This window comes from Roseateles sp. Mitsp63, assembly GCF_059491535.1.
Genome location: NZ_CP168509.1, coordinates 5,148,186 through 5,161,531 on the forward strand (window position 1 = coordinate 5,148,186; position 13,346 = coordinate 5,161,531).

14 protein-coding genes are annotated in these 13,346 nt (G+C 69.4%); 9 read left to right on the forward strand and 5 right to left on the reverse strand.

What is annotated here, in order from left to right; genetic code table 11:
- Nucleotides 1–12: 12 nt before the first annotated feature.
- The 9 genes from ybiB (at nt 13) to ACEN96_RS22370 (ending at nt 9,007) form a co-directional block, all read left to right on the forward strand.
- Entirely contained in the window at nt 13–933 is a 921-nt protein-coding gene (gene ybiB, locus ACEN96_RS22330) for a DNA-binding protein YbiB (protein ID WP_495585226.1), read from the forward strand.
- Nucleotides 934–1,268: 335 nt separating this feature from the next.
- A complete protein-coding gene (locus ACEN96_RS22335; protein WP_495585227.1) occupies nt 1,269–2,966 on the forward strand; it encodes a nitrite/sulfite reductase in 1,698 nt (565 codons plus the stop codon).
- Nucleotides 2,967–2,977: 11 nt separating this feature from the next.
- Nucleotides 2,978–3,466, forward strand: a complete 489-nt coding sequence (locus ACEN96_RS22340; protein ID WP_495585228.1) for a DUF934 domain-containing protein — start codon at nt 2,978–2,980, stop codon at nt 3,464–3,466.
- Between the two features lie 85 nt (nt 3,467–3,551).
- The gene (locus ACEN96_RS22345) at nt 3,552–4,343 is read left to right on the forward strand and encodes a phosphoadenylyl-sulfate reductase (protein ID WP_495588661.1); all 792 of its coding nucleotides are present in this window, start codon (nt 3,552–3,554) and stop codon (nt 4,341–4,343) included.
- On the forward strand, nt 4,340–5,299 hold the full coding sequence (gene cysD / locus ACEN96_RS22350; protein ID WP_495585229.1) for a sulfate adenylyltransferase subunit CysD: 960 nt from the start codon (nt 4,340–4,342) through the stop codon (nt 5,297–5,299). The genes ACEN96_RS22345 and cysD overlap by 4 nt, the downstream gene beginning before the upstream one ends.
- Nucleotides 5,299–6,591, forward strand: a complete 1,293-nt coding sequence (locus ACEN96_RS22355; RefSeq protein ID WP_495585230.1) for a sulfate adenylyltransferase subunit 1 — start codon at nt 5,299–5,301, stop codon at nt 6,589–6,591. Before cysD ends, ACEN96_RS22355 begins: the two co-directional genes overlap by 1 nt.
- 55 nt (nt 6,592–6,646) lie before the next feature.
- Nucleotides 6,647–7,426: a uroporphyrinogen-III C-methyltransferase gene (gene cobA / locus ACEN96_RS22360; protein ID WP_495585231.1), complete on the forward strand. Its 780-nt coding sequence runs from the start codon at nt 6,647–6,649 to the stop codon at nt 7,424–7,426.
- 97 nt (nt 7,427–7,523) lie between these two features.
- Entirely contained in the window at nt 7,524–7,847 is a 324-nt protein-coding gene (gene fdxA, locus ACEN96_RS22365) for a ferredoxin FdxA (protein WP_091722144.1), read from the forward strand.
- Nucleotides 7,848–7,903: 56 nt separating this feature from the next.
- On the forward strand, nt 7,904–9,007 hold the full coding sequence (locus tag ACEN96_RS22370; RefSeq protein ID WP_495585232.1) for an NAD(P)/FAD-dependent oxidoreductase: 1,104 nt from the start codon (nt 7,904–7,906) through the stop codon (nt 9,005–9,007).
- Between the two features lie 143 nt (nt 9,008–9,150).
- On the opposite strand, the gene ACEN96_RS22375 is transcribed toward ACEN96_RS22370, so the two are convergent.
- From ACEN96_RS22375 to ACEN96_RS22395, 5 genes are all read right to left on the reverse strand, one after another.
- Nucleotides 9,151–10,914, reverse strand: a complete 1,764-nt coding sequence (locus ACEN96_RS22375; protein ID WP_495585233.1) for a flotillin family protein — start codon at nt 10,912–10,914, stop codon at nt 9,151–9,153.
- Nucleotides 10,915–10,955: 41 nt separating this feature from the next.
- Complete coding sequence (locus ACEN96_RS22380; protein ID WP_495585234.1) at nt 10,956–11,582, reverse strand: YqiJ family protein; 627 nt, start codon at nt 11,580–11,582, stop codon at nt 10,956–10,958.
- Nucleotides 11,579–12,250, reverse strand: coding sequence for a PspA/IM30 family protein (locus tag ACEN96_RS22385; RefSeq protein WP_495585235.1), 672 nt, complete (start codon nt 12,248–12,250; stop codon nt 11,579–11,581). The genes ACEN96_RS22380 and ACEN96_RS22385 overlap by 4 nt, the downstream gene beginning before the upstream one ends.
- A gap of 1 nt (nt 12,251) precedes the next feature.
- Nucleotides 12,252–12,830, reverse strand: a complete 579-nt coding sequence (locus ACEN96_RS22390) for a hypothetical protein (RefSeq protein WP_495585236.1) — start codon at nt 12,828–12,830, stop codon at nt 12,252–12,254.
- A gap of 250 nt (nt 12,831–13,080) precedes the next feature.
- A complete protein-coding gene (locus tag ACEN96_RS22395) occupies nt 13,081–13,233 on the reverse strand; it encodes a hypothetical protein (protein WP_495585237.1) in 153 nt (50 codons plus the stop codon).
- Between the last annotated feature and the right edge of the window lie 113 nt (nt 13,234–13,346).

The following is a 13,346-nucleotide window of genomic DNA, read 5'->3' on the forward strand; positions in this document are numbered from 1 at the left end:
GATGCGCGCCTCATGGACTACGCCCCCCTTCTCAAGGAAATCGGCCGCGGCGCGCGCGGCGCCCGCGACCTGACGCGCGAGCAGGCGCGCGAACTCTTCGGACAGCTGCTCGACGGCGCGGTGCCGGATCTGGAGCGCGGCGCGATCCTGATCGCGATGCGGATCAAGGGGGAGAGCCTGGACGAACTGCTGGGCTTCGTCGAAGCGATGCAGGCGGGCGCGGCGCGCGTCCAGGCCCCCGAGGGGCCGCGCACCGTCGTGCTGCCCACCTTCAATGGCGCCCGCAAGCAGGCCAACCTGATGCCGCTGGTGGCGATGCTGCTGGCCCGTGAAGGCATCCCGGTGCTGATCCATGGCCGGCATGACTTCGACAGCCGCGTCAGTCCGTTCGAACTGTTCGACGCGCTGGGACTGCCGGTGTCACGGGACGTCGCGGAAGCGGGACAGCGCCTCGCGGCGGATCGGCTCGCCATCCTGCCGACGGCGGCGATCCATGCGGGGCTCGACGCGATGATGGCGCTGCGGCCGCGGCTGGGCCTGCGCAACAGCAGCCACAGCGTCGCCAAGCTGCTGGATCCCCTTCCGGGGCGCAGCGTGCGTGTCGTCGCGGTGACGCATCCGGAATACGTCGACAGCATGGGAGCGGCACTGCCGGTCCTGAGCGCCGGCGACGGCCGCGCGCTGCTGATGCGCGCCAGCGAGGGCGAGGCTTATCTCCATCTGCGGCGCAAGGCGCATCTCCAAGGCTTCGCGGACGGACAAGCGATCGATCTCAATCCGCAAAGCAACGAGGATCTGGACTGGCCCTTGTCCACCGCCTGTGAGCCGGCCGAAAACGCCGCGCTCGTCCGCGCGATCCTCGACGGCATCGAGCCCTTGCCGCCTCGCATCGCGGATCAACTCACGGCGCTGCGCCGCTTGGCGACCGCCTGAAAACGCGGCCTGCGGCCGTGAAACCCACCCTCTCCCCTGCCCTCTCCCGCCCCTGCGGGAGAGGGAGTTGACGCTTCCCCGTGCGAACACCACCAACTCCCTCGCCCCGCGTGCGGGGAGAGGTAGGGGAGAGGGGTCTTCGAACAGCAGCAGCGCCACGCCTTTGCAGAATCATTCATATGCTTATCTCGCCATAAGCAATCTACGAATTTGTAGTTCTCATATATATAAAGCGTTCATAGAGTCCAGACTCCCGGCCAGCCCAGGGCGCCAGCCGCGGTGTCAGATGACGCGGCGGGCCCTTCTTGAAACCCCGCCGGGGCCCAGCTGACGCCATGTACGCCTATACCGATTTCGACCGCCAGTTCGTCCACGCCCGCGCGGCCCAGTTCCGCGACCAGCTCGAGCGCCATCTGGCCGGTCAGCTCCCCGACGACGACTTCCGCGCGCTGCGCCTGCAGAACGGCTGGTACATCCAGCGCCACGCGCCGATGCTGCGCATCGCCATCCCCTACGGCGTGCTGTCCTCGAAGCAGCTGCGCCAGCTCGGCCGCATCGCCCGCGAGCACGACCGCGGCTACGGCCACTTCACCACGCGCCAGAACCTGCAGTTCAACTGGATCCCGCTGCCGCAGTCGGCCGACGTGATGGACCTGCTGGCCGATGTCGACATGCACGGCATCCAGACCAGCGGCAACTGCATCCGCAACATCACCAGCGACGTCACCGCCGGCGTCGCGGCCGATGAGCTCATCGACCCCCGCCCCTACGCCGAGGTGCTGCGCCAGTGGTCGACGCTGCACCCCGAATTCGCCTTCCTGCCGCGCAAGTTCAAGATCGCCATCTCCGGCGCGAAGGAAGACCGCGCCGCCATCGGCTGGCATGACATCGGCCTGCAGCTGCGCAGGAACGAGGCCGGCGAGATCGGCTTCCAGGTCTTCGTCGGTGGCGGCATGGGCCGCACGCCGATCATCGGCCAGGAGATCAACGCCTTCGTTCCGTGGCAGCACATCCTGCTGTACCTCGAGGCGATCGTGCGCACGTACAACCGCTTCGGCCGCCGCGACAACATGTACAAGGCGCGCATCAAGATCCTGGTGAAGGCCGAGGGCCAGGCCTACTTCGACGCCGTCAACGCCGAGTACCAGGCCATCCTCGCCGACGACGCCGGCAGCCACGAGCAGATCATTCCCGAGGCCGAACTGGCCCGCGTCGCCGCGAGCTTCGTCGAGCCGCAAGGCGTGACCCCGGCCGCGGGCATCGACATCTTCGACGGCGCCGCCCCGGCCTACCGCCGCTGGCTGGAGCGCAACGTCCACGCGCACCGCGTCAGCGGCTACCGCTCGGTGACGCTGTCGCTCAAGCGCCTGGGCCTGCCGCCCGGCGACATCACCGACGCGCAGATGGACGCCGCCGCCGACCTGTCCGACCGCTTCAGCCATGGCGAGCTGCGCGTCTCGCATGACCAGAACCTGCTGCTGCCCTGGGTGCGCGAAAGCGACCTGCCCGCGCTCCACGAAGCCGCCAAGGCGCAGGGCTTCGCCACCCCCAACATCGGCCTGCTGACCGACATGATCGTCTGCCCCGGCGGCGACTTCTGCGCGCTGGCCAATGCCCGTTCGATCCCGGTCGCGGCCGAGATCACCGAGCGCTTCCAGGACCTGGACGAGCTCTGGGACATCGGCGACATCGACCTGCACATCAGCGGCTGCATCAACAGCTGCGGCCACCACCACAGCGGCCACATCGGCGTGCTGGGCGTCGACAAGGACGGCAGCGAGTGGTACCAGATCACGCTGGGCGGCTCGGACGGCTCGACGCTGTCGGGCGCCGCGGTGCCGGGCAAGGTGATCGGCCCGTCCTTCGCCGCCGACGAGGCGGCCGATGCCGTCGAGGCCGTGATCGCGACCTACCGCCGCGAGCGCGCCGCCGGCGAGCGCTTCCTCCAGACCGTGCGCCGCATCGGCCTGGACGCCTTCAAGCAGGCGGCCAACGGCATCCGCCGCACCACCGCCAAGCAGACCACCGACTGAGCCGCCGCACCATGAAGTTCGTTTCCAAGGCCCAAGACCCCTGGCACACCTGCGCGGGCGAGGATGGTCCCCAGCCGCATCCCGCCGCCGCCGACCACAAGCTGCTGACGCTGGAGCAGTGGCATGCCGTGCGCGACACCTGGCCCGAGGGCCTGGCCACCGGCGTGATCCTGCCCAACGACGTCGACGTGACCGAGCTCAAGGCCGATCTGCCGCGCCTGTCGCTCATCGCGCTGCAGTTCCCCAAGTGGGTGGACGGCCGCGCCTACAGCCAGGCGCACGTGCTGCGCTCGCGCCTGCGCTTCGCCGGCGAGGTCCGCGCGATCGGCGAGGTGCTCGTGGACATGCTTCCGCTGCTGCAGCGCTGCGGCGTCGACGCCGTGCAGCTGCGCGGCGACCAGAACCTCGAGGCGGCCGAGCGCGCGCTGAAGTTCTTCCCCGGCCATTACCAGGCGGACGTCAACGAGACGCGCCCGCTGTTCGCGCGGCAAGGGGCCTGACATGACCGGCGCAGCGAATGGCGCAGCAGGCGGCGCAGCGGGCGGCGCAACGGGCGGCGAGGAGTCCTCGCTGGACTTCGCGCCGATCGGCGCCTCCGCCCTGCCGGGCGCGCCGGCCACCGGCTCGGCCATCGGCCTGTATGCCCGCGAGACGCCCGGCTTCGGCGAGCGCCTCGCGCGCACGGTCGAGGTGCTGAAGCAGGCCGCCGCCGAATTCGGCCCCGGCGCGCTGCAGTCGACCTCGCTGGGCGTGGAGGACATGGTCATCACCGACCTGATCGCGCGTCACGGCCTGCCCATCGCGCTGGCCACGCTCGACACCGGCAAGCTGCACCCCGAGACGCTGGCGCTGATCCCGCGCATCCAGGCGCGCTACGGCCTGGAGGTCGAGGTCTTCGCGCCGGTGAGCGAGCAGGTCGTCCACTTCGTCCGCGCCCATGGCGAGGAGCCGATGTATCGCAGCGTCGAGCTGCGCAAGGCCTGCTGCAGCCTGCGCAAGCTCGAGCCGCTGGCGCGCATGCTCGCCGGCCGCGGCGCCTGGATCACCGGCCTGCGCCGCGAGCAGAGCGCCAACCGCGCTGACGTCCCATTCCGCGAGGACGACGGCCAGGGCCGCACCAAGATCAACCCGCTCGCCGAGTGGACCTGGGCCGACGTCTGGCACTACGTCCAGGTCCACGGCGTCCCCTACAACCCGCTGCATGACCAGTTCATGCCCAGCATCGGCTGCGCGCCCTGCACCCGCGCGATCGCCGTCGGCGAGGACTTCCGCGCCGGCCGCTGGTGGTGGGAGGACTCCTCCAAGGAATGCGGCCTGCACGCCACCCACACCCCCGAATCCACCGATTCCCCTGAGACCTCCGGAGCCTCGGCATGAACGCCCCCGTGAACCTGGAACAACTGCTGCCGCTGGCGGACCACCGTCATCTGGACCACCTCGAAGAGGAAGCGATCTTCATCCTGCGCGAGGTCGCCGCCGCCTTCGAGCGCCCCGCCCTGCTGTTCTCCGGCGGCAAGGATTCCTGCGTGGTGCTGCGCCTGGCCGAGAAGGCCTTCAAGCAGCGCGTCGCCGGCAACGAGTTCAAGGGCAAGCTGCCCTTCCCGCTGGTGCATGTGGACACCGGCCACAACTTCCCCGAGGTCATCGAGTTCCGCGACCGCCGCGTCGCCGAGATGGAGGAGCGCCTGGTCGTCGGCCACCTCGAGGACTCGATCAGGAAGGGCACGATCCGCCTGGCGCATCCGCTGGAATCGCGCAACGGCCATCAGACGGTGACGCTGCTGGAGACCATCGAGGAGCACCGCTTCGACGTGCTCATCGGCGGCGCCCGCCGCGACGAGGAGAAGGCGCGCGCCAAGGAGCGCATCTTCAGCCACCGCGACAGCTTCGGCCAATGGCAGCCCAAGGAGCAGCGGCCCGAACTGTGGAACCTCTTCAACACCCGAATCCGTCCGGGCGAGCACTTCCGCGCCTTCCCGATCAGCAACTGGACCGAGCTGGACGTGTGGCTCTACATCGCGCGCGAGAACATCCCGCTGCCGTCGCTGTACTTCGCGCATGACCGCCAGGTGATCCGCCGCAAGGGCCTGCTGGTGCCGCTGACCGAGGTCACGCCCCCCGAGGCGGGCGAGACCGTCGAGACCGCGCAGGTGCGCTTCCGCACCGTCGGCGACATGACCTGCACCTGCCCGGTGGAGAGTCCCGCCGCCAGCGCCGCCGACATCGTCGCCGAGACGCTGACCGTCACCGTCTCCGAGCGCGGCGCCACCCGCATGGACGACCGCACGTCCGACGCCTCCATGGAGCGCCGCAAGAAAGAGGGCTACTTCTGATGACCGCCGTTCACAAGATCCATCAGTCCGACGTCGACACGACGCACCGCGCGCTGCGCTTCCTGACCGCCGGCAGCGTCGACGACGGCAAGAGCACGCTGATCGGGCGCCTGCTCTTCGACAGCCGCGCGATCCTGGCGGATCAGCTCGACACGCTGGCCAAGCGCGCCGCCGGCCAGCCCATCGACCTGAGCCTGCTCACCGACGGCCTGGAGGCCGAGCGCGAGCAGGGCATCACTATCGATGTCGCCTACCGCTACTTCGCGACCAAGCAGCGCAAGTTCATCATCGCCGACGCCCCCGGCCATGAGCAGTACACCCGCAACATGGTCACCGCCGCCGCCGGCAGCGATGCCGCCGTGGTGCTGGTCGACGTGACCAAGCTGGACCTGTCGGTGGACGACGTCCCGCTGCTCCCGCAGACGCGCCGCCACAGCCTGCTGGCCCACCTGCTGCGCGTGCCCGGCATCGTCTTCGCGATCAACAAGATCGATGCGGCCGCCCATCCGGGCGACGCGTTCCGCAAGGTCTCGGCCGCGCTGGAGAAGTTCGCGTCGGCCGCCGGCATCCAGGTCACCGCGGTGGTGCCGGTCTCCGCGCTGCGCGGCGACAACGTCACCCAGCCGCTCGAGGCGGACTGGTACGACGGCCCCTCGCTGCTGCAGGTGCTGGAGTCGCTGCCCACCGTGCAGGAAACCGTCGAGGCGCCGCTGGCGCTGCCGATCCAGTACGTCGCCAAGGATGGGGACGGCACCGGCAACAACCCGCGCGTGCTGTGGGGCCGGATCGCGCAGGGCCAGGTGCAGGTCGGCGACGAGGTCCAGATCCTGCCGAGCGGCCAGACTGCCCTCGTGAGCGAGCTGCGCCGCGCCGGCGAGGCGGTCGCGGCGAGCGTGGCCGGCGAGTCGGCCGGCCTGCTGCTGGACCGCCAGATCGACGTGTCGCGCGGCGACTGGATCGTGGCGCCCGGCGCCGCCGCGCCGCGCCGCGCCTTCGACGCGACGCTGGCCTGGCTGGACACCGAGCCGGCCGTGATCGGCCGCAAGTACTGGGTCCGCCATGGCAACCGCTGGGTCCAGGCCCGCATCACGGCCATCGATCATCGCGTCGACATCCAGACCCTGGCCGAGACCGAGGCGCATGAGCTCTCCGTCAACGAGATCGGCCACGTCACCGTCGAGCTGCAGGCCGAGCTGCCGCTGCAGCCCTATGCGCAGAACCGCGTCGGCGGCGCGCTGATCGTCGTGGATCCCACCAGCAACCGCACCAGCGGCGCGCTGCTGGTCCGCTGACCGCCGGCGGATCGTTCAACCGACCCACGCCCACAAGGCCAAGCAGGAGACCGCCATGGGACGCGTCCTCTTCGTCAGCGCCGGCCCCGGCGCCGCCGACCTGATCACGCTGCGCGGCGCGCGGGCGCTCGCGCGGGCGGACGTCGTGCTGTTCGACGCCCTGACCGACCCGGCGCTGCGCGAGATGGCGCCGGATGCGAAATGGCTGGACGTCGGCAAGCGCGGCTTCTGCCACTCGACCAAGCAGACCGCGATCAACGCGGCGCTGGTGCGCGAGGCCCGGGCCAACGCGGTCGTGGTGCGGCTCAAGGGCGGCGATGCCAGCGTCTTCGGACGCCTGGAGGAAGAGCTGCTGGCGCTGGCCGAGGCCGGCATCGCCTACGAGATCGTGCCCGGCGTGACCGCCGCGATCGCCGCGGCCGCCCAGACCGGCCGTCCGCTGACGCGCCGCGGCGCGGGCCGCAGCGTCGCGCTCACGACCGCGATGACGCGCGAGGGCGAGCTGAACCCGGGACAGGCCGGCCAGGCCGCCGACACCGAGGTCTTCTACATGGCCGGCCAACAGCTGGCGGCCCTGTCCCGCCGCCTGATCGCCGCGGGCTGGGAGGCCGCCACGCCGGTGAGCGTCGTGTCGCGGGCGGGCTGCGCGGACGCGCTGGCCAGCGAGCATGACGTGGCCTCGCTGGGGGCGGCGTCGATGCTGCACCAGGGCCGCCCGACGGTGGTGGTGGTCGGGGCCGGCGCCGCGCCGCTGGGCGAATACGCGACCGCCGCGCCGAGGCAAGACCTTGGGGTGAAGGGGCCGTCCCGGCTGGCACAAACCCCGAACGATTAAAATCTCCCGTTTTCCGTCAGCGCCGACCGGGCCCACCGTCAAGCCGGCGCTGATTTTTCCAGGGCCCCGAGCCGGCCCCGCCACTAGAAGAGCCGCTATGACCCACGTCGTCACCGAAGCCTGCATTCGCTGCAAATACACCGACTGCGTCGATGTCTGCCCCGTCGACTGCTTCCGGGAGGGCCCGAACTTCCTGGCCATCGACCCCGATGAATGCATCGACTGCGCGGTCTGCATCCCCGAGTGCCCGGTGAACGCGATCATGCCGGAGGAGGACGTCCCCGGCGACCAGCAGATCATGATCAAGCTGAACGCGGATCTGGCCAAGAAGTGGCCCAGCATCACCAAGCGCAAGACGCCGCTGCCCGATGCCGACGAGTGGAAGGACAAGACGGGCAAGGTCGATCAGCTGGTCCGCTGACCGATCCCCTCATCTCGCGGCGCCGGAGCCTGCCGGCCGCCGCTCTCCTCACAAGAATGGAAACGCAAGTGACTGAAGCGACCTCCGCCCCGCACGCGGGCGTGATCGAAACCGATGCCGTCATCGTCGGCGCCGGCCCGGTGGGCCTGTTCCAGGTGTTCGAGCTGGGCCTGCTCGAGATCAAGGCCCACATCATCGATTCGCTGGCTTATCCCGGCGGCCAGTGCATCGAGCTGTACCCCGACAAGCCGATCTACGACATCCCGGCGCTGCCGGTGGTGACCGGCAAGGAACTGACCGACAACCTGATGAAGCAGATCGAGCCCTTCGGCGCGACCTTCCATCTGGGCCAGGAGGTCACGACCGTGGAGAAGCAGGAGGACGGCCGCTTCTTCGTCGCCACGAGCAAGGGCACGCAGTTCCTGACCAAGACCATCTTCATCGCGGGCGGCGTGGGCTCGTTCCAGCCGCGCACGCTGAAGGTCGAGGGCATCGACAAGTACGAGGGCTCGCAGGTCCACTACCGCGTCCGCAATCCGGCGCAGTTCGCCGGCAAGAACCTGGTGATCATCGGCGGCGGCGACTCGGCGCTGGACTGGGCGCTGAACTTCTGCGCCGGCAATGCCGACGGCAACCCGCACAAGGCCGAGAGCGTGATCCTGGTGCACCGCCGCGACGGCTTCCGCGCCGCGCCGGCCTCGGTGGCCAAGATGAAGGAGCTGTGCGACGCCTACGAGATGCAGTTCATCGTCGGCCAGGTGGCCGACGTGGACGAGGGCGAGGATGCGCTCAAGGGCCTGAAGATCACTGGCGGCGACGGCGTGACGCGCGTGGTGCCGGCGGATCAGGTGCTGGTGTTCTTCGGCCTGTCGCCCAAGCTGGGCCCGATCGCCGAATGGGGCCTGGCGCTGGAGAAGAAGCAGATCCAGGTCGACACCGAGAAGTTCCAGACCAGCGTGCCTGGCATCTTCGCGGTGGGTGACATCAACACCTATCCGGGCAAGAAGAAGCTGATCCTGTCGGGCTTCCACGAGGCGGCGCTGGCCGCGTTCGGCGCGATGCCGATCATCAATCCCGAGAAGCGCGTCCACCTGCAGTACACGACCACCAGCCCGAAGCTGCACAAGGTGCTGGGCGTCGAGACGCCAGTCTTCGACTGAACCGTCCCGCTCCACGAAAAAGCCCGCCTGGCTCATGCCGGCGGGCTTTTTTGCTGGTCGGCCCGACGAGTCACGTCATCGTTCGACGGATTGTTTGCGCCCCGTCTTTCACCAGCGGGCTTCGTTCATCCGCCGCTGGATGATCAGGCGTGCGGGCCGTCGATGGCCTTCTGCGCCGCGTGCGGGACTTGCGGCGCGGGCGCGCCATTGCCCTGCGCCAGCATGCCGGCCAGCGAGTGCGCCACGCCGGTGATGCCTTCGTTGGACAGGCCGGCGTCCTTCATCACCGCATCGACGATGGGCTTGGCGATCTGGTACTGCAGCGCCGAGTTCATCACCTGCTCCGGGAAGGTCGCGCCACCGGCCGTGCCGTTGCCACCGTGACCGCCATGCCCGTTCACCGCGCCGCCCGTGCCGTCGTTGCTCGCCCCCGGCATGCCGTTGACCTGGAAGATCCGGATCGAGTCGATCTTCTCCATCGGACGCACCGCCTGCTCCAGGATGGTCGGCAGCTGCTGCAGCAACAGCGTGCGCACCTGCAGGTCGATCTGCGCCGCGGACAGCGTGTTCAGCGCCTCGTTGATCGCGCGGCGGCCCTGGGCTTCGGCCAGCGCCGCCGCCTGCTTGGCCTGGGCCTCGATGGTCAGCGCCTCGGCGCGGTCGAGCGCGGCCTCCTTCTCCGCCGACGCGGACACCCGCACCGCGATCGCCAACTGCTCGGCTTCCTTCGACGCCTCGATCAGCTGGATGTTCTTCTCGCGCTCGGCCACCGCGACCTGGCGCGCGGTGTTCACCAATTCCTCGGCCTTCACCATCTCGGCGCGGGCCAGGTTGGCCGCGGCGTCCGCGTCGGACTGCTCGCGCGACTTGGTCGCGATCGCGATCTGCGTGTCCTGGCGCGCGATCTCGACCTGCTTGCGCTGCTCGGCACGCTGCATCTCGGTCTTGCGCTCCATCTCGATCTCGCGGGTCTGCAAGGCGAGGTTCTTCTCGATCTCCGCCGACTTGATCTCGCGATCGGCCTCGATGCGCTTCTGGCTCACCTGACGCTCGGCCTCGATCTTCGCGGCCTCCGCCTGGCGGCCGCGCTCGGCCTGCTGCGAGGCGATCAGCGCGATCTGCTCGGCGCGGGTGATCTCGATCTCGCGCTGCTGCGCGAGCGTCGCGAACTCCTGGTCCTTCTCGATCGTCAGCTTCTGGCGCGACGCGTCCAGGTTCTTGGTGCGGACCTGCACCTCGGTGTCCTGCTCCACGTCGTTGCGCTGCTTGCGGCGCGCCTCGGTCTGCTCGGTCAGCCGGGTCAGGCCTTCGGCGTCGAAGGCGTTGTTGGGGTTGAAGAACTGCTTGTCGGTCTGGTCCAGGCTGGTCAGCGACACCGACTCCAGTTCCAGGCCATTCTTCTCCAGGTCCTCGGCGACGGCGTTCTGCACCGCCTGCACGAAGTCGCGGCGCTTGTCCTGCAGTTCCTGGATGGACATCGTCGCCGCGGTCGCGCGCAGCGAGTCGACGAACTTGTCCTCCACCAGCGCCTTCAGCTCATTGGGGCTCATCGTGCGCGCGCCCAGCGTCTGCGCGGCGATGCTCACCGACTCCTCGGTCTGCTTGACGCGCACGAAGAAGGCGGCGGTCACGTCGACCCGCATGCGGTCGCGGGTGATCAGGCTCTCGCGCTCGCGGCGCTGGACCTCGAGCTTGAGCGTGTTCATGTTGACCAGCACGCGCTCGTGGAAGACCGGCAGCACGATCGCGCCGCCGTCCATGATGACCTTCTGTCCGCCCAGGCCGGTGCGGACGAAGGCGGTCTCCTTCGTCGAGCGCTTGTACAGCCTCGCGAAGATGAGGCCGATGCTCAGCAGCGCGACGAAGGCGATGCCCGCGATGATCAGCAGCTCGATCAGATTGTTCATGAACTCAGTACTCCCTCAATGACATGCGTGGCGGTGGCGGTTCACATCAGCGCCGGATGCGGATTGGCGATGCAGCGGTAGAACGCGCCCGCCTTGCTGACGATCAGCACCTGCACGCCTTCCTCGAAGATCTCGTCGTCGACATCGGGCTCGACCATCAGGTAATGCGAGCGCCCATGCGCGTCCTTGACCCGTGCCTGGGCCGCCAGGCCGCGCCGCGCGGCGCCGGTCACGACGATGCCGACCCGGCCGACCAGGCTCTGCTCGCTGACGGCGCTGGTCTCGTCCTGCGGAATGATGTGCGCGATCAGCGCGCCCAGCCCCCGCACGGTCGCCATGCCGGCCGGCACGGCCGCGACGCCCGCCGCGGCGGCCGGCAGGTAGCCGCCGAACAGCCCGTTCATGACCACCTGCAGGCTGTAGCCGAAGACCGTGTAGCCGCTCAGGAACAGCAGCAGCAGGACCAGCGCCGGCACCTTCCCGAGGTGCAGCCAGCCCAGCAGGCGGTCCAGGCCGGTGTCGCCGCTGATCTCGGGCAGGTGGTGGTCGATCAGGTTGCTGGGGCTGAACGAGATCAGCATGCCCGCGCCCTCGACGAGCGCGATACCGACGATCAGCGCGAAGCCGATGCCGAACGGCAGGTTCTGCGGCGCGGTGAAGAGGCTCATGACTTCGCGGCCTTCAGTTGCGCCATGCGCTCGGCGATCTTGTTGTCGCGGACGAGGTCGTCCAGCTCCTTCAGCTGCGCGGCCTGCTGCAGGCCGTTCTGGCGGGCGGTGCCGGACAGGCCGGTCTGGCGTTCGTAGACGCGGTCGAAGGCGTCGGTGACCTTGCCGATGCGGTGCGCGGCGGCGCCGGCGCCCGCGGGGCCGGTCACGGCGGCGGCGGCCGCGGCCCGGCTCTTGCGGAACTCGGCCAGCGCGTCCTGCATCTCGCGTTTCTTGGCCAGCAGCGCGGCGACGAAGCCGGTCAGCTCGCTTTCCTGCCGCGCCTGCTCGGCGAGCGTGGTCTCAAGCACCGGCAGCTGCGCCTCGATGTCGAGTTGCCGCGCGACGGCGGCGCGGGCGAGGTCCTCGCGGCCGGCGGTCATCGCCTCGTCGATCTGGGACGCGAGCGTCGCGTGCAGCTGGTTGAGGTTGGCGTGCTGGCGCTGCGACAGATGGCGGTTCGCCGAGACCGTGCCGAGTTCATGGCGCACCTCGTCGATGACGGCGTCGGCCTCGCGGATCGACTGCTCCATCATGGCCTCGGGGGCCTGGTCCTCGATCCGGTCGAGGAGCGCGTGCACGCTGCCGGCGATCACGCGGCCGACGCGGGTCTTCAGGGTGTCGGTCATCTCAGGATCCTTTCGAGGACGTGGCGGGATGCAAGGGCTGGGCGAGATCAAGCGTGGTGCCCAGGTGTCTGCGCACGACCTGCGGGTCGTACGCGGCGGCGGAGGCGGGCGTGCCCTGGCGCAGCAGCGTTTCGCAGAGCGCGGCGGCGCGGCGCACGAGCGCCTCTTCGAACTGGCGCGCCTCGCCGGCATCGGCGGGCGCCTGGCTGATGGCTAGTGCGAGCGCGGAGACGAAGTGATCCAGCAGCAGGCTGACGACCTCGGAGTGTTGGCCGGTCTCGCTCTCGATGCGCACCAGCGAGTCACGCAGCCGGGCGGTCAGGTCGCGGGTCCAGGCGTGGGCGGCGACGTAGTCGAAGGCGCCGTCGTGCTGGCGCTTGAGCTGGCCGAGCAGCACGCGCAGCTTGTCGCTGTTGGTCGCGGCGCCCTCGACGCGCAGCTGGGCGAGCCACAGGTAGAGGTCGCTGGGGATGCGGGCCGACAAGGGCTCCATCGTGGTCGGGGGACTGCTCGCGTTCATGTCGAAGGGCGTGAAGCGGTGGGGATCGGTCCAGTGTATGCAGATGAATTCATCCGTCAACAGAACACACTGGCCGCATTTCCTGTTCGTGCCGCAGGTTTCTCCGAACGCCGGATCGCGGCCAGAGGGCGCAGTGGGCCCGGGCGGGAGGAGCGAGTCAATCACCTTCCCCCATCGGTGGGAGATGGGGGTCACGTCTTGCTGCGGTGCGGCGAAAGCGGACGCGCAAATGACGCCGCCCCGCGATTGCGGCGCAATCGGCGGGGCGGTTGGATTCGGCCGCGGGGGCCGGGCGGGGAAGGACGAGGGCTCAGCCCGGCTTGTTCTTCAGCTTGCCCTTGGGCATCACGGCCGTCATGGGAGCGACGGGCCGGTCGGAGACGGAGGATGACTCCTTCGAAGTTCCGGTGTCCTTCTTCGGCTTCATCTTGGCCTTGTCGTTGCGTTGTTCACCCTTGGGCATGGTCTGAGCTCCTCAGCTTTCAATGTCGGTCAGCGATCGCTGCGTCTTGCCTCCCGGGCTTCGTTCCGGACGCCCGCAGCGAATGCGGCACTCTACTCCCGCTTTGAGGCGAT